The 17,232-nt window shown below is 42.9% G+C and carries 16 protein-coding genes; 8 read left to right on the top strand and 8 right to left on the bottom strand.

The annotated features are described in order from the left end of the window. Positions 1-378: 378 nt before the first annotated feature. From AB6735_RS01010 to AB6735_RS00975, 8 genes are all read right to left on the bottom strand, one after another. Positions 379-1,386, bottom strand: coding sequence for an MBL fold metallo-hydrolase (locus AB6735_RS01010; RefSeq protein ID WP_370993948.1), 1,008 nt, complete (start codon positions 1,384-1,386; stop codon positions 379-381). A 656-nt stretch (positions 1,387-2,042) separates the two neighbouring features. Continuing rightward, positions 2,043-2,873 carry an alpha/beta hydrolase family protein gene (locus AB6735_RS01005; RefSeq protein WP_370993947.1) on the bottom strand — a complete coding sequence of 277 codons (831 nt, stop codon included), beginning with the start codon at positions 2,871-2,873 and terminating at the stop codon, positions 2,043-2,045. Between the two features lie 232 nt (positions 2,874-3,105). Continuing rightward, positions 3,106-3,642 carry a hypothetical protein gene (locus AB6735_RS01000; RefSeq protein WP_370993946.1) on the bottom strand — a complete coding sequence of 179 codons (537 nt, stop codon included), beginning with the start codon at positions 3,640-3,642 and terminating at the stop codon, positions 3,106-3,108. Positions 3,643-3,702: 60 nt separating this feature from the next. Continuing rightward, entirely contained in the window at positions 3,703-3,900 is a 198-nt protein-coding gene (locus AB6735_RS00995) for a hypothetical protein (protein ID WP_370993945.1), read from the bottom strand. A gap of 1,010 nt (positions 3,901-4,910) precedes the next feature. Then, the gene (locus AB6735_RS00990; protein WP_370993944.1) at positions 4,911-5,708 is read right to left on the bottom strand and encodes a TlpA family protein disulfide reductase; all 798 of its coding nucleotides are present in this window, start codon (positions 5,706-5,708) and stop codon (positions 4,911-4,913) included. A gap of 112 nt (positions 5,709-5,820) precedes the next feature. Beyond that, a complete protein-coding gene (locus AB6735_RS00985) occupies positions 5,821-6,552 on the bottom strand; it encodes a hypothetical protein (protein WP_370993943.1) in 732 nt (243 codons plus the stop codon). Between the two features lie 12 nt (positions 6,553-6,564). Continuing rightward, the gene (locus AB6735_RS00980) at positions 6,565-8,091 is read right to left on the bottom strand and encodes a GNAT family N-acetyltransferase (protein WP_370993942.1); all 1,527 of its coding nucleotides are present in this window, start codon (positions 8,089-8,091) and stop codon (positions 6,565-6,567) included. 335 nt (positions 8,092-8,426) lie between these two features. Further along, entirely contained in the window at positions 8,427-8,816 is a 390-nt protein-coding gene (locus AB6735_RS00975) for a MauE/DoxX family redox-associated membrane protein (protein ID WP_370993941.1), read from the bottom strand. Positions 8,817-8,982: 166 nt separating this feature from the next. On the opposite strand from AB6735_RS00975, the gene hemA reads away from it, so the two are divergent. From hemA to AB6735_RS00935, 8 genes are all read left to right on the top strand, one after another. Then, positions 8,983-10,212 (top strand): glutamyl-tRNA reductase, encoded by a 1,230-nt coding sequence (hemA, locus tag AB6735_RS00970; RefSeq protein WP_370993940.1) that lies wholly within the window; start codon positions 8,983-8,985, stop codon positions 10,210-10,212. 18 nt (positions 10,213-10,230) lie between these two features. Then, positions 10,231-10,569 (top strand): hypothetical protein, encoded by a 339-nt coding sequence (locus AB6735_RS00965; RefSeq protein ID WP_370993939.1) that lies wholly within the window; start codon positions 10,231-10,233, stop codon positions 10,567-10,569. Positions 10,570-10,872: 303 nt separating this feature from the next. Next, positions 10,873-12,447, top strand: coding sequence for a hydroxymethylbilane synthase (gene hemC / locus AB6735_RS00960; RefSeq protein WP_370993938.1), 1,575 nt, complete (start codon positions 10,873-10,875; stop codon positions 12,445-12,447). A gap of 108 nt (positions 12,448-12,555) precedes the next feature. Next, entirely contained in the window at positions 12,556-13,527 is a 972-nt protein-coding gene (hemB, locus tag AB6735_RS00955; RefSeq protein WP_370993937.1) for a porphobilinogen synthase, read from the top strand. A gap of 121 nt (positions 13,528-13,648) precedes the next feature. Continuing rightward, positions 13,649-15,019, top strand: coding sequence for a glutamate-1-semialdehyde 2,1-aminomutase (hemL, locus tag AB6735_RS00950; RefSeq protein ID WP_370993936.1), 1,371 nt, complete (start codon positions 13,649-13,651; stop codon positions 15,017-15,019). A gap of 86 nt (positions 15,020-15,105) precedes the next feature. After that, complete coding sequence (locus tag AB6735_RS00945; protein ID WP_370993935.1) at positions 15,106-15,975, top strand: sensor histidine kinase; 870 nt, start codon at positions 15,106-15,108, stop codon at positions 15,973-15,975. A 21-nt stretch (positions 15,976-15,996) separates the two neighbouring features. After that, complete coding sequence (locus tag AB6735_RS00940; protein ID WP_370993934.1) at positions 15,997-16,704, top strand: response regulator transcription factor; 708 nt, start codon at positions 15,997-15,999, stop codon at positions 16,702-16,704. Continuing rightward, the gene (locus AB6735_RS00935; RefSeq protein ID WP_370993933.1) at positions 16,704-17,225 is read left to right on the top strand and encodes a hypothetical protein; all 522 of its coding nucleotides are present in this window, start codon (positions 16,704-16,706) and stop codon (positions 17,223-17,225) included. The genes AB6735_RS00940 and AB6735_RS00935 overlap by 1 nt, the downstream gene beginning before the upstream one ends. The last annotated feature ends 7 nt before the right edge of the window (positions 17,226-17,232 follow it).

Raw genomic sequence — 17,232 nt, 5'->3', positions numbered from 1 at the left:
GAAGTTACTTTGTTGGATGGAAAAACTTTTTAAACCTCAAATTTTAACACTTTTTTAGTCGAAAACAAGGTAAAAAGCCTTAGTTATTGTTCGTTTTAATAGAGCTTTAATGCTATTTTAACACTTTTTAACAAATTTTTAACTGGTTTTGAAAAGTTTAAAAAGTATTAATAAATTGACAGTTAAAATGGTACATACCAACGATCGGTTTTTGGTCCCCTTTTTCCCTTTAACAAAACAGCCCGGTTTTCTGGTTAAAGAATCCCGGGCTGTTGCGTATATAAATATACAAAAAATTATGAAGAATTCGTCATGTGCTTATGGGACACTTATACTTAACGGCTGAAATATGTACCCCCTTTTACTATGATTTATCGACTATGAGCTGTATGACAAATACGGTTTCCACCAGTTGGAGGTATACTCACCTTTTACTTCGGTTGGTTCGCCGGGTTTGGGGACAAACAGGTTGATGTTTTTATCTTTTGCCAGATCGGTTAGCCATTCAATAGGTTCGTACCAGGCGTGCGGGGCCAGACTAAAAGTGCCGTAGTGTACGGGCATCATCAGCTTGCCTTTGAGGGCCAGGTGCGCGTTGGAGGCATGATCGGGGCCCATATGTATATCGGGCCAGTATTTGCCGTAAGCGCCGATCTCCAATATAATCAGATCAAACGGACCAAAAGCTTCGCCGATCTCCGCAAAACTGGGCGACCAGCCCGAGTCGGCACCAAAATAAATATTGTGTTTGGGGCCCCTGATCACGAAGGATGACCACAAGGTTTCATTACGCCCGGTAATACCCCGACCCGAAAAATGCCTGGCCGGCGTGGCTGTTACCACCAGATCGTTACCGATTACCACACTATTCCCCCAATCCATTTCGGTAATTTTATTTTCGGCAATGCCCCATTTACGCAGGTACTGTCCTACGCCTACGGAGCAATAGAAAGGAATGGCTGATCCCGCGAAAAATTTGATAGTATCCTTATCCAAATGGTCATAATGATCATGCGATATAATAATAGCATCCAGCGGGGGTAGCTCACTCAATGAAAGCGGGGACTGAAAAAAGCGTTTAGGTCCGATATATTTTGAAAAGGAAACACGTTCGCTCCAAACCGGATCGGTGAGGATGCGTTTGCCGTCAATTTCGATCAATATACTGGTATGGCCTATCCAGGTAACGCGCAAGCCAGTGGCCGGCTGATTTTGGTAAATGGTAATGTCGGTTTTAAAAGGACCTAATGTTTTCTTTGGAATATTCTCGGCCTTGTTGTTGAGGTATTGCCGCAGTATGGGGAGCATTTTATCAAAGCCGGCCTCATCGGTTGGTATAGCGTTAAGGTATTTTTTTCCTTCTTTTCGTGATCCTTCTAAACTCATATTAGTTAAATAGTATTTCGGTTTAAGATAGGGTTAAGTGTATAAAGTTACGGTAAGTTTTTTCCTGGGGTGTTTATTGACGGTGGAATGACGCTTGGGGATGGCGTATACCCGCTCTTGGCCGCGGGAGGGCCAGTCACTTTTGTCGCCACAAAAGTAACCAAAAAGGCTGTCAGCAGAAATGCTTCTTTGCCGCACATGGCCTTTACCCCGCAAAGCCGACAGAACCACGGGCTGCAATTATTTGCCCAACTTCGTTCACGCAAAGTCCCGTGCTTCTACAAAACTTGCTATGCCCCTGCAGCCGCACAGACCACCATTGTTCTGCCCACTTTCACCCGAAGCTGTTCTCCTGACGGGGAAAAGAAGATATTTTTGTATGAAAGAGGTTTATCATTCTGAACGCAGTGAAGAACTATCTCTTGAACGTAGTGAAAAATCTATTATTGGTCATCGCTTCGCTCGATCATCCTCTCTTCACCTTCGGCGGAAAGAGGGGATTTTACAAAAGTACGTCATTGCGAGGCACGAAGCAATCTCTAAACTGTACAAAACGAATGGCTTCGTGCCTCAATGACGTGTTGAGAGAAGAGCTCCTTGTCTTCCCCTCTTTGCGAAGCAGAGAGGGGTGCCACGCGAAGCGCAGGCGGGGTGGGTCAACCCCGCAGAAATATTATCACCGCGTCGCAATATTCTTGTAAAGCAGCGGGCAGTGTATCCTCGGTATAAGGATGCGATGCCCCCAAAACATGGTCGCCGCCTTTGATGATCATCAATTGGGTGTTGGGTTGGGCGGTGTGCAGTTCCCGGGCATGCTCCAGTGGTACTGTTGGGTCAATATCACCGTGTACCAGCAACCAGGGTTGTTTTACTTCGGCGGCTTTGGCCTGGATATTCAGTCGTAAGGGATGTTTGTCGAGGTCATCCAGCAGGGTTGATTTGAGTGGCATTTGTTGCCCGGTTCGGGAGTTATGCATATAAATGATACCCTGCAGATACCATTGCGCTTCGCTTTGCTGCGGCCACAGATTACGGAACCCGGATATAGAAGCCAAGGTAACCAGTTTTTTGATGCGACTATCTTCGGCTGATTTAATGATGCTGATGCCTCCACCCATGCTGTGGCCTATTAAAAATACGCCCTCGGCAGCTGCCATGCCCGCGCCGCTGCAGGCAAAATCAATAATGGTATCCAGGTCTTCCAGTTCGATGGAAAAGGTATTGTCGCTAAAGGCGATTAGATCGGCAAAGTCTGTGGGATGATCGGGCGTGGTACCGTTATGCGAAAAGTTGAATTTGAGGTACCGGAAACCATTACGGGCGAAATGATCGGCCACCAGGTTATGCGTGCCCCAGTCCTTAAACCCTTTAAAGCCATGCGCGAAGATCACTACCGGCGCGTTTTTTAGCGCATCGTTATATGTTACATCAATCAGCATAGGGCGGCCCTTAGCGCCGGGCAGGGTGTAATTATCTTTACGGATCATGGGTGGAAATTACACTTTTTTGGTGTTAATGGGTGGATGCACATTTGTGCGTCAATTGTAGATGAAGAATTCGGTTGCCGTGAGCTTTCAGCCTGTGGTAAGCATGGTCAGTTTTTAGCTGAACTATAAAGCTGAAAGCTTTAATCATGATCTCCACGAGATACGCTGCTAATCTCGCGGGAGCGGGGCAAGGATTGGGTTTAGCTGACTTTTTATTGAGATGATGCCGATATTATCCTAATTGAGAGGCTAAACTTATTGGCTCCAATATCAAATCTATATCCAATATGGAGTAATTGGTATAAATATATTTTAAGACTGTCGCCATGTGATTCTCTACAGAAGTATTTCTCCTGTTCAACATGACGAATATGCTTGAGTCAACATTTTGTTGAAATCTAAAATTTTTATCACCTATAAAATTGGCTATCATTATTTTATAGAAGTTAAATCTTTTAGTATTTTTTTTTGATTCTTCCTCACCATTTGAGCCTATAGTGTTTGATCCCATAAAGGCAAAAGAAACGTTACCAAAACTATTATTTCTCCATGTTCGTAGCATTAAATCAAAAACAGTATATATTACTGAGCAAGCCCATCCTGAATTGGTCAAAATGTTATATTTATGGGGAGAATTACTATGTGACTTTTGATAAAATTTCACCAGTAACACATTACCGATAAACTCGTCAAATTCAATTATATAACGTTGGTTATTACGAGCTTTGAAAGTATGTATGTGGGTTTTAACATGAACACCATCATTCACATGATTAAACTTTACAAATTTACAAGGGTAAGAAATTGAAAACATTTATGAGTGCAAAAACTAAGGCACTAATAAAGAATAAAGAGGACTTTTTAATCCCTTTAAATCCATGCTTGTTACATCTGTAAATCTCATCCTCACGTTGCCATTATCAATAACACACAACGCATTTTTACTTTTTACAACAGATACTCTAGAGCTTGCATTTACTACATTGCTTTTTGATTGAGTACAGTTTAATTTTGAGCCTAATCCCATGGTTGTAAGAGTTAAGTTGCTGCTTAATTATGTAAAAAATTAATAATGTAAGCTATTTTGATTAATTATATATCAAGGGGCCAAACAGCGGAATACGTCACGCGCGTGGTGTTGATTAATTAATCATGAAAGCTACAATGATTCAGGACCTACACGGCTCCGCAACATGGAATTGTGTATCGGATTGACCCAGTAATAATTGTGGCTCTTATTGTTTGCTTCCAAAAATATGCCATTCTTGAAAATTGTCAATAGGTGAAATGTAATGAACAGCGTGAACATGGCCGGGTGTCAATCAAATACCTTGAAAGTTGTCTCACTATTTCCTGTTTACAGTAGTTTTAACGGCTTTTAACAGGTTTTAAACGGTAGGGATGTATATATGCTTACGCAACAACTTAAAAGGCTCATATAATTGATTTATGCAAATATTTAATCAAATAAGAAAAAGTTAATTGTAACAAAGAAATGACAATTAATTTATCAAATAACTTGACAATGATGTTTTAATGACTTTAAGTATCGGATTAAAGGCAGTTTGTCGTGTTATATTCTGGTAGAATTAAAGATGAATTCTCACCAATCTTTGTATGGTCTTTAGAAATCAATTCAGCCTGTGGTCGGTGTTATCACCGTATTCAGCCCGTGGTCGGTGTTATCACCGTACCACTATTACATATGCTTCATATAAGGCGTTATCAAGTTTAGCTATGAGTGGTGCGGTGACAACACCGACCACAGGCTAAAGATTGTCTTTTGGCTAAAGCCAGCAAACACTTTTTATTATCCGTCCCATAAATGGGACGGCAATGAATAGAAAACAGTTGATTGATCTCTCATTGCCGTTGGTTTTAACCAACGGAATATAATTAAATAGTTATGGGCTTTAGCCAAACCCCCGCCAGTTCAAGCGTCTTTCGCTTGAAATATAATGGTTGTAAGCGTCGACGCTTACTTTAAAATAGCATTCAAGCGTGGACGCTTGAATGGGCAAAGTAGCGTTTGCTTTATTACTTCAAAGCCTCGTTGATGGTCTTTTTCATCCAGTACGGTGAGTTTGCGGCAAAGCTTACGGTATGGAACGCTACTTTACCTTCCTTATCCAATATCACGCTGGTGGGGTAAAGGTGTATTTTATAAATATCGGCAATGGAACGGCCATCATCGATAATATCAAAATTAAAAGGCGACGTTTTCAAAAAAGTCCTGATATCCCAGCGAGGATCTAAGGCCACGGCCAAAAAAACAACGTTGGGATTGTCTTTGTATAGCTCAACAAGCTTGTTTAACTCGGGTATTTCTGCCCGGCAAGGCGGGCAGCCAATAAACCAGAAGTTTAGCATTACCACTTTCCCACGCAGATCTTTCAGCTTTACTTTTTTGCCATTCATATCATGGGTACTGAATGATTCAATCTCCTGGCCAATAGTGAAATTTTCCGATTCCATAGGTTTGGGATACGATGCCATACGTTGCTCTTCTGCTTCCCCGGGCGAAAGGTTTTTTTGACCGGCCGGCATTGTATTGCCTGTATTAACAGTAGCGCTGTATTTACGTAATAGAGCATCTTTTTTAACCAGCTTAAATGCCGTATTGGGGTTGCTCGTATCCTCGGGCATTAAAACATATTCACGTGTACGGGTTAATGCGGTCCATTCCTTATAAGTACATATCTTCCCGGTGGAATCTTTAACAACCGTATTCATGTCTATATTAAACCGCATAGGAACCGTTTTTTTAACTGTGTCCTGTGCCCGAACTATAAAGCTTGCGCTTAGCAGTAAAAGTATGAGATAAATATTTTTCATGGATGTGACAGACTTAGGTTTCATTATTTCAACACCGTTTTATTGATGTTGAATATAAATATTATTTATACAGGTAGTAATTGATTTATTAAATATTTTAATAAAATAGTGGTTAAGAAGATTTAAGCCGGAGTTTCTTTAATACAATCGTTTGTTTTTTAATTAAAATTTCCTCCACCGCCGACCAGTTTTTTTGTTTAACCAGTTCAAAGAGAGTTTGTAGCTCAATAAATATAGGACTTGTTTGGTCGGCGCCCAATAAAATATAATGTTCCATGCGTTCTTTCAAAATAGCCAAGGCATATTCATCATGATGATTATACAGGTCACAAAATAAAAACAGGTTGCTGTTGGATTGATGAATTGCTATTATTTGATGGAGATCAAAGTCATCAGAGTTGATAAGAACCTGTGCAGAAGAGCGGTATTTATCAAAATAAGGGAGAATAAATTCGATGATTTTTCTGGTTAAAAAATCGGCAAGCAATTCATATTCCTGAGTGATACGATAAAAATTGCGGAGCTCGGGAATAATCTGTTCAATTTTTTTTACCCCGGCAAGTCCGCGGTTATGAATAAATGAATCTTCATCATAAATAGTTGTTATCGCGATCTCCACGTTAAATCTGTCGGACATACCCATCCAGCTTCCACGGGTATCCAGATGGATAACGTGTAATAGCTCGTTTGATCGCTTAACAAGCATTCGCCCGTAACGATTAAAGTCAAAATGAGATAAATTATGGAATATAATATCCGTAAAGTGCTTGTAACTTTGTTTGAGATCTTCCTTTTTTAAGGGTTGGTAGATAGTTAGATCCTCCCATTGAATGTTATTTTCCATCAGGGCATAATATTACACTTTTTTGCCGTTGAATGTAATATTATAAAGATCAGTACGGCGGTCTTTGAGATTTTGTACGCTGCCGTATTCGTGCAGCTCGTCCAGCAGGGACAGATCCACATCTGCAATCACGATCATCTCGCTATTGGGTGTAGCTTCGGATTGGATACCGTTGGTTGGGAAGCCAAAATCAGACGGGGTAAACACCGCCGATTGTGCGTAGCTGATACCCATGTTGTTTACATTGGGCAAATTACCCACACAGCCCGCAATGGCTACATAACATTCATTCTCCACGGCACGGGCCTGGGCGCAAAATTTCACCCGGTTATAGCCGTTCTGCGTATCTGTAAGGAAAGGCACAAACAGGATCTGCATATCCTGCCCGGCCAATATGCGCGACAGTTCGGGGAATTCCACATCATAACAGATCAGGATGCCTATTTTACCGGCATCGGTTTCAAATACTTTTACCTCGTCGCCGCCGCGCATACCCCATGAGCTGATCTCGGCCGGGGTAGGGTGAATCTTATAAACCTCCTCCATACTACCGTTTCGCCTGAAAAGGTAGGATACGTTATACAGCGAATCCTCAAAAATAACGGGCATGCTGCCGGCAATGATATTTACGTTGTAGGATACCGCCAGTTTAGAAAACTCCTCGATAATAGGCTGTGTATACTTAGCCAGCTCGCGCATGGCCTTGGCCGAATCCATGTGGTTATAATCGGCCATCAGCGGGGTATTAAACAACTCGGGGAACAAAATAAAATCGGCCTGGTAATCGCTTACGGCGTCAATAAAGTACTCGGCATGTTTCAGCAGCTCGCTGATGTTGTTATAACTGCGCATTTGCCATTGCACCAGACCTATGCGCACCACCGTTTTTTGGTTAATGGCCGTGCTGATCTCCTCGTAATACACATTATTCCACTCAATGAGCGTTGCAAAACCTTTGGAGCGGCTATCCTCGGGCAAATAATTGCGCAGCACTTTGCGTACGTGAAAATCATTGGCTAACTGAAACGACAGGGTAGGATCATAGATCTCCTTATACTTTACCTTGTCAATATATTGCCGGGGTGTCAGATCGTTCTGGTATTTCTGATAATTAGGGATGCGGCCGCCGGCGATGATGCTTTTGAGGTTTAGCTTTTCGCAAAGGGCCTTGCGGGCCTCATACAGGCGGCGGGCCAGGCGCAGGCCGCGATAATTGGGGTGGATAAAAATATCAATACCATAAAGCACATCGCCTTTATCGGTATGGGTTTTAAAAGTACTGTCGCCGGTTATTTGTTTGTAGGTATGGTTATCGCCATACTTTTGATAGTCGACGATGATAGACAGCGCACAGCCTACCACCACTTCATTAACGGTGATACAGATCTGACCTTCGGGAAACAGTTTGATGAGCCGTTTGATGGAATTGGCATCCCAATAGTCCTCATCCATATCCATATAGGCCGATTTCATTGACTTTTTAAGCTCCTGGTAATCCTGTACTTCCAGGTTACGCATTTCAACACTTTGCAGATCCATAGGTTATTTTTATATTTTTTGTATCTAAAACGGTTTTATGAACATCCGTGACGATTCACCCCGCCGGTGCTTCGCTGGGCGACCCTCTCTTCGCCTGCGGCGGAAAGAGGGTGGAAACTCTTCTCTTCACGTGTCATTGCGAGGTACGAAGCAATCCCCGATATGCAGGTCGGCCCTGTAAGTAGGGGATTGCCGCGCTACGCTCGCAATGACCGGTTTTTTGCATATTTGTTCCCCTCTTTGCGCAGCAGAGAGGGGGTGACAAGCGCAGCGATGTTGGGGTGAGTCAACCCGCTTTGCAATATCTTTGTTCCTTACTCCCAATATCCTTGCTCCTAAAAATCCTTGCTCCATTCTTTAGTATACCACCATGCCCAGGCTATCAGCACCGGCTGTAACGCCAAACGTATCCAGGCCAATAGTGGGGTTACGGTCAATTTACCCAATCTTAAAGGGGCATCACTGATCATGCTGATGTGTACCGGTAAAAAAGCGATGAGCATGAGTATAATAGTATAAGCCGCCCATGGCCTGGTTTGGCTGGGTATCAGTAACAGGGCCAGCAATATTTCGGCAGCACCCGCAACCATATTAATAACTACCGGGTAAGGCAGATAATGCGGAATAATACGGTAATATGATGTTGGATTGATAAAATGATTGATACCTGCAAGTATATACCCAATTACCAGTATAATCAGGCTTATATTTTTGATAAGATGCATTATGTAATATACATTATTTTGCTAAATATTGTTTTAAGCAGTTTTAATGTTGTTTTACAGTCAGATTTCGTAATTTATAAACATTCTAAATAGCCCTGTATGACAAAGTATTGACACGGGATCTCATTTATAGTGATATTTTTGTTCGGTCAAATTTAAAACTGCTTTGAAGTATTTAAAGGTTATTGCTTTTACACACAAACAGATTGAACTGAAGGAATTAGGTAGATTGGTGGTTTGCCAGGATAATCTGACAGAAAAACTTCAACAGGTAAAAGCTCAATTTGGAATTCCGGAGATATTTTATCTGGCTACGTGCAATCGCGTTGAGTTTGTTATGACAACCCCTAATAAGGTTGATAAGGATTTTGCCCGTAAGTTTATCGAATCATTTAATACTGAATTGTGTGATCATTCGCTGAGTACCTTTATGGATAGTGCTTCTATCTATGAAGATCAGGAGGCTATGATACATCTTTTACGTACTTCATGCTCATTGGAAAGTTTGATAGTTGGCGAAAAGGAAATACTGGCCCAGCTACGTAAGGCTTATGAGCATTGCAAAGAAGCAGGCCTCACCGGCGATGGTTTACGCATGGTGATGAACTGTGTGGTAAAAACAGCCAAAGAGGTTTACACGCATACCAATATCTCTAAAAATCCCATCTCGGTAGTATCATTGGCTTACCGCAAACTGCGCGACCTTAACCTGTGTGCCACAGATGCCCGTGTACTGATCATCGGTGCCGGCGAAACCAACCGCAATATTTCCAAATATCTTAAAAAGCATAAATTCACCAATTTCGCGGTATTTAACCGCACCCTGTCAAAGGCTGCCGAACTGGCATCTGATTTGGGTGGTGAAGCGTTTGACCTGAAGGCTTTAAAAACATACAATAAAGGTTTTGATGTGATCATTACTTGCACATCGGCAGTGGAGCCTCTTATTACTACCGAAATATACCAATCGCTGCTTAACGGCGAAACCGGTCGCAAAACTATTGTTGATCTGGCTATACCCAATGATACCGCTCCCGAAGTATTGGAACAATTCCCGGTTAACTTTATCGAAGTACATTCCCTTAACGAGGTTGCCAAACGTAACCTGCAGGAGCGCTACCAGGAACTGGTACATGCCGAAGCCATTATTGAGCAAAACATCGCCGAGTTTTTAACCCAGTTAAAACAACGCCGCATTGAAGTAGCTATGCGCCAGGTGCCCGAAAAGATTAAAGAGATCCGCAATACAGCCATTAATTCTGTTTTTGCCGATGAGGTACAGGGTTTGGATGAGCAATCGCGCGAGATCCTGGAAAAGGTGATGAATTACATGGAGAAAAAATATATCAGCGTGCCCATGATCATGGCCAAAGATATATTGATCAACGAAAATTAATCCTACTTTTTTTTAGGTATGTCATTGGAGCGTAGCGCGGCAATCTCCTCATTTGCTTGGCGTATACCCGCCCTTGGCCGCGGGAGGGCCAGTCACTTTTGTCGCCACAAAAGTAACCAAAAAGGCTGTCAGCAGAAATGCTTCTTTGCGCACAAGGCCTTTGCCCCGCAAAGCAAACAGAACCACGGGCTGCTAAACCTTACCTCTACTTTGTTCGCTCATTCCTCTGCTTCGGCAAGGTTTGCTAATGCCCCTACAGCCGCACAAGCCACCATTGTTCTGCCCGCTTTCGCCCGAAGCTTATCTGCTGACGGAAAAAAAGAATTACCTAACAGCATAAAATCACTAATTCGCTAAATCACTAATTCAATAATTAAAAAGCGTTAGGGATAGCAGCGGATACCGGCCATGAGCCTAAGGCCTGCAGGCGTATGAGCGGATAGCCCGTCCGCCGACTGGCGGAAACGCCCGGATAATGTTTAGTATCTGCAAACTCCTATTCGTTAGTATCTCCACCGCCTATCTTTCAAAAAAATCACTAATTCACTAACTCATTAATTCAATAATTAACAATTATTAGTCAGCCTACTTTCATAACATGAATTAATGTTAAATTCATGCCTGTAAAAAATTAAATTTGCACCGTAAAAAATCATTCTTTTGGACAGAACACTGATAATAGGAACCCGCGGCAGTGAATTGGCGCTATGGCAGGCTAATTTTGTAAAAGACAGCCTTGCCGCCATTAACGTAAATGCCGAACTAAAGATCATAAAAACCCAGGGCGACCGTATATTAAACCTGAGCTTTGATAAGTTAGAAGGAAAGGGATTTTTCACCAAGGAATTAGAAGAAGAATTATTGGCCGGTACCATTGATATCGCGGTACACTCGCACAAGGACCTGCCAACTGAAAACCCTCCGGGACTCATCATCGCAGCAGTTTCAGAACGGGAGGACCCGGCTGAGCTGTTGTTGATCTTGAAGGATTGTGTGGATGTGCATCAAAAGCTATCGGTAAAATACGGCGCTATTGTGGGCACATCATCCAACAGGCGCAAGGCACAACTGCTGGCACACCGCCCCGACCTGGAGATAGAGGATCTGCGTGGTAATGTGCCTACCCGTATAGGCAAGCTGCGCGACGAAAAGTATGATGCCATTATGATAGCCAAAGCGGGGGTAGTGCGTTTAGGTTTAGATCTGAGCGAGTTTCATGTAGAGGAAATTACCCCGGTAGAATTGATCCCGGCTCCTGCGCAAGGAGCGCTGGCCATTCAGATCCGCGAAAACAACCAGGAAGTTTTTGATATACTGCAGACGCTTCACCACCCGGATGTGGCTGAAGAGTTGGCTGTGGAAAGAACTGTACTGAAAATGTTTGGCGGTGGCTGTCATTTACCTTTAGGTTGCTATTGCCGCCGGGATGAAGGCATGTTCCAGGTATTTACCTCGAAAGCCGATGAGGGAGATGAATTTCCGGACAGATTGTTTTTAGAAGCACCAACCAGCGAAGGCCTGGCAGAAAAGGTTGTGGCTAAATTTGCTAAAGACCGTAAACATCCATTGAAAGTATTTATATCACGCGAACTGTCTGAGCAAAGCTACTTTAAAAAAGCGATGGAACATTTAGGTATCGAGGTAGAGGCACGCTCGCTGATCCGCACCGTACCGGTGATCACCAAATTTGATTCCTATATATTAAAAAATATCGACTGGGTGTTTTTCTCCAGTAAAAACGCGGTGGATTACTTTTTCCAGCTGAACCCGCTGTTTCCTAAAAAGGTAAAGTTTGGTGTGATGGGCAGCGGCAGCGAAGAGATGCTGCGCCGCAAAGGTTATTTTACCGATTATGTAGGTGAAGGTACTGATACCGCAGAAGTGGCCGAAGAATTTGCCAAGCTGGCGAATGGCAAGATCGTGTTGTTCCCCGGTGCCGAAAGCCCGATGAGGAGCATACAGCAAGGATTATCGGCGGATACCAAAATTATTGACCTGCCGGTATATGAAACCGTGCTGGCCGAAGATGTAGAGCCAAGCGGTGCCGATGTGATGGTATTTACCAGTCCGTCGAACGTGGAGGCTTATTTTGCCGATAACCTGTTGGATCCTTACCAGAAGGTGGTGGTCATAGGCAAATCAACCGGCAAAAAGTTTGATGAAATGGGTGTAAAATATACCCTGCCTTACTCGCCCGACGAAGTTGGACTGGCCGAGGCTGTGTTTGGATTATAAGTTAGTTCATTGGTTCATTTGTTCATTGGTTCATTGGTGGTTTGTTCAATATTTCCCACTATAAAGACCAATGAACTAATGAACCAGTGAACAAATGAACTAAAAAATATGTTACAGAGACCACGTAGAAACCGGAAAAGTGAAGTGATACGCCAAATGGTGCAGGAAACACATGTTAGCGCGGCTAACCTGATATTCCCGCTGTTTATTGTGGATGGTACGTTTCAAAAAACAGAAGTGGCATCTATGCCCGGCATTTACCGCTATTCTGTTGACAATTTGCTGCGCGAGATTGAAAGCTGCCTGAAACTGGGCCTGTATTCTTTTGATCTGTTCCCTAATATTGAGGACTCATTAAAAGACCCTTTGGCTACCGAAAGCTATCGCGACGATAGTTTATATCTGCGGGCCATACGTGAGGTTAAAAAGAACTTTCCGGAGGCTTGTGTTGTTACCGATGTGGCCATGGATCCTTATAGCAGCGATGGTCATGACGGTATTGTGAAGGATGGCGTGATCCTGAATGACGAAACGCTGGAAGTATTGGGTAAAATGGCCCTGGCCCATGCCCAATGTGGCGCGGATATCATCGCGCCATCTGATATGATGGACGGTCGTGTGGGATATATTCGTAATGTGCTGGACGAAAACGGCTTTACAAACGTTTCTATCATGTCGTACTCGGCTAAGTATGCCAGCGCTTTTTATGGCCCGTTTAGGGATGCCTTAAATTCGGCCCCCAAGTTTGGTGATAAAAAAACCTACCAGATGAACCCGGCCAATCAGCGCGAAGCATTGATAGAGGCTAACCTTGATGAACTGGAAGGCGCCGACTTTTTAATGGTAAAACCGGCATTGCCTTACCTGGATGTGATTAAACTGATAAAAGATAATACCGAATTGCCGGTAGCGGCATACAACGTAAGCGGCGAATATGCCATGATCAAAGCGGCTATACAAAAAGGCTGGTTGAATGAGCAGCGCGCCATTACCGAGGTGCTTACCAGCATCCGCAGGGCAGGTGCCACGGCGATACTAACCTATCACGCCAAAGAGGTTTTGGAGAATAAATGGCTGTAGAAAAGAAATTCTAAACTCTAATTTCTAAATCCTAAAGGAAATTAATTAAAATTTAGAGTTTATCAATAACGATCTCTGAGGTTTAGAATTTAGAGATTAGCATTTAGAGATTAAAAGAAACATGTTAGATTCAATAAAGAAAATATTTTCGGGTGAGGCCAATGAGCCTTTGAATACTACAGGCAAGCCTGATATCAGCAGGGAAAAGTCTGCAGAGTTGTACGCGAAAGCGAAAACTTATTTTCCGGGCGGTGTAAATTCACCGGTAAGGGCGTTCAAATCTGTTTATGGTACGCCGCTGTTTATCCAAAAAGGTGATGGCAGCCATATCTGGGATGCCGATGGTAACGAGTTTGTGGATTTTTGCTGCTCATGGGGGCCGCTTATCCTGGGCCATAACAATACCAAAGTACGCGAAAAAGTGACCGAGGTAATGCAAAATGGCATGTCGTTCGGTGCGCCGACGGCTTTGGAGAACGAACTGGCCGAACTCATCCTGAAAAACAATAAACTGATTGAAAAACTGCGTTTCGTAAGCTCGGGTACAGAGGCTGTAATGTCGGCTATTCGCCTGGCCAGGGGTTATACCAAACGCGATAAGATATTAAAGTTTGAAGGCTGCTACCATGGTCACGTAGATGCCCTGCTGGTAAAAGCGGGCTCGGGCCTGGTGACCTTTGGCGAAACCTCATCGGCAGGTGTGCCCAAAGCCTTTGCTGATGAAACTATTGTTGTATCCCTGAATGATAAGGAAGCTTTAACCAAAGCTTTTGAAGATTTTAAAGACCAGATTGCCGCCATTATTATTGAGCCTATCCCGGCCAACAATGGTTTGTTGCTGCAGGAAAAAGAGTATCTGCAATTCCTACGTGAAATCTGTACCCAAAACGGAACGCTGTTGATATTTGACGAAGTAATATCGGGTTTCAGGATAGGTTTTGAAGGTGCATCAGGTCATTATGGTATCAAACCGGATATCATTACTTATGGTAAGATCATCGGCGGTGGTATGCCTGTTGGCGCTTACGGATCCTCGGCTGCTATTATGGGCAATATATCGCCTGAAGGCCCGGTTTACCAGGCAGGTACATTATCAGGTAATCCGGTAGCTATGGCCGCAGGTATTGCGCAATTGAGCGAACTGCTGAAAATGGGTTTTTACCGCGACCTGAATAACAAAACCGAGGAGTTTCGCGAGGCGGTACAGCGCTTTGCCACAGCACGTAACTATAAGTTTAAGGTGTTTGGCATCGGCTCTATATTCTGGTTTGCTTTTACAGATAAAGAGTATATTCGTAAAGCCGAAGATATTGATGCTTCCAGTATGGAAAAATTCAAAAAATTCCACCGCGAACTGATCAACCGGGGTATTTACCTGGGTCCATCGGGCTATGAAGTGGGTTTTATATCATCGGCACATACAAAAATAGACCTGGAAAAGGCTAAACGTGCTATCTTTGATAGTCTTGACCTGGTATTTAACGGAAAATAGGTTCGAGTTACGAGGTTCGTGTGGCAAGCAGTTTAATTGAATTACCGGCAACCCGAACCCCGTACCCGAACCCAAAAACTAAAACAATGAAGAAGCCATTTATTATTTTCTATGCGCTCATCATATACGCCGTTTCCGAACTGGTTTGGTGGGGCTATATGCTGATAAAACTGCAGCCGCAACGCATTGGGATGATCCTGGGCGAGGGCTCTATGTTCATATTGATATTAATAGTAGGAGCCTATAGCCTGCATGCGTCGATCAACAAAGAGCGTAAGCTTCAGGAGCAAAAGAGGAATTTCCTGCTTTCGGTTACGCACGAGCTTAAATCGCCTTTGGCCTCTATTAAAATTTTGCTGCAAACCATTCAGAAGCGGTCGTTAACCAAAGAGCAGCTGCTTGATTTTGTAAGCAAGTCATTACTGGATGTGGAACGTTTGGATGATATGGTAGAGAATATGCTGCTGGCATCAAAAATTGATAACCAGTCGTATACCTTCCCCAAAAATACTTTTAACCTTTCGGTTTTGGTTGATAGCATTGTTAATCGCTTACAGATCACCAAATGCGATTGCAACCAGCAGATCATCGATGCCGAAATAGAACCTAAGATAGAGATCACCGGCGATAAGTTTGCGCTTACATCGGTAGTAACTAACCTTATCGAGAATGCGGTGAAATACTCAAGCCCCTGCTCTGCAGTAGCTGTAAAGCTGTTTTCAAAAGACGATAAGGTTTACCTGGAAGTAGCCGACCAGGGCATTGGTATAGCTGATAACGAAAAAACACGTATTTTCGATAAGTTTTACCGTGTAGGCAGCGAGGATACCCGTAATACCAAAGGTACCGGACTGGGGCTTTATATTGTAAAAGAAGTACTTGATAAACACCAGGCCAGCATCAAGGTGCGGGATAACCGTCCGTCGGGCAGTGTTTTTGAAGTAGTATTTGGATGAACCTAAATTTAAAAAAATAACATGCTTAATAAGAAAAGAATTTTATTGGCTGAAGACGAAGAACATTTGTTGGAAGCCATCAAACTTAACCTTGAGCTGGAAGGTTATAAAGTTTCTACAGCTAAAAATGGTAAAAAGGCTTTACAATTATTTAAAGAAGAGCGCTTTAACCTGGTGATATTAGACGTAATGATGCCCGAGATTGATGGCTTTGTAGTAGCCGAAACCATCAGGCTTGAAAATACCGAAGTGCCTATTATGTTTTTAACGGCTAAAAATACCAATGAGGACAAAATAGCGGGTCTTAAAAAAGGCGCAGATGATTATCTGACCAAACCATTTAACCTGGAAGAGCTGATTTTAAGGGTGAATAACCTGGTAAAACGCAGTCTGAAAGGTGAAGATCTGAAAGAGTTTAACAGCTATAAAATTGGTGATAAAACCATCCATTTTAACTCCTTTGAACTGGTAAATGCCGATGGGTCTATCACCGCGCTTACCAAAAAAGAAACCATGCTGCTTAAACTGCTTATCGAGCGCAGAAATGATGCCGTATCGCGCGAGCAGATCCTGGAAACGGTTTGGAACTATGATGTATACCCTTCAACCCGTACTATTGATAACTTTATCCTAACCTTCCGTAAGTATTTTGAACCAGATCCTAAAAACCCGGTTTATTTTCACTCTATCCGTGGTGTGGGTTATAAGTTTACCGATAATCAGCATTAATGTTCAGTAACAGGGTACGTTTATTTATAGCATTTATTTTCCTGTTATCATTGGGCCTGTTACTTTACCTGCGTATTTATGAACTGGCAGCAGTAGCGGTAATGATGATATTGCTGCTCATTTGGGATTACTTTAAACAAGGTACCCTGGTAGTAGCGGCTAAGTATTTTCATGCTAAGGACTATGTAAAAACCGAGGCATCGTTAAAAGAGATCAGTAATCCGAAATGGCTGAGCAAAAAGCGCCGTGGGTTTTATGAGTACATCTATGGAGGCGTTTGTATCCAGCGGCAGGAGTTTGAGGCCGCTGAACAGCATTATGAGCTGGCCGCGCAATACCCGCTGCATACGCTGAATGATCACGTAGCCGCGCTGGTTACCGTAGCTAACCTTAACATCAGGTTTGGTAATTTTGAAAAAGCCAAAGCTTATTTAGGACTGGCCGAAAAACATACCGATAAAATGACAGCCAAAATGAAAGAGGTAATTAACCGTCTTCATCAGGAATTGAAAAAACATTGAAAAATAG

The organism is Mucilaginibacter sp. RCC_168 (genome assembly GCF_041355315.1).
In the GTDB taxonomy this organism is placed as follows: Bacteria; Bacteroidota; Bacteroidia; order Sphingobacteriales; family Sphingobacteriaceae; genus Mucilaginibacter.
This window is presented reverse-complemented; position numbering and strand designations above follow the sequence as displayed.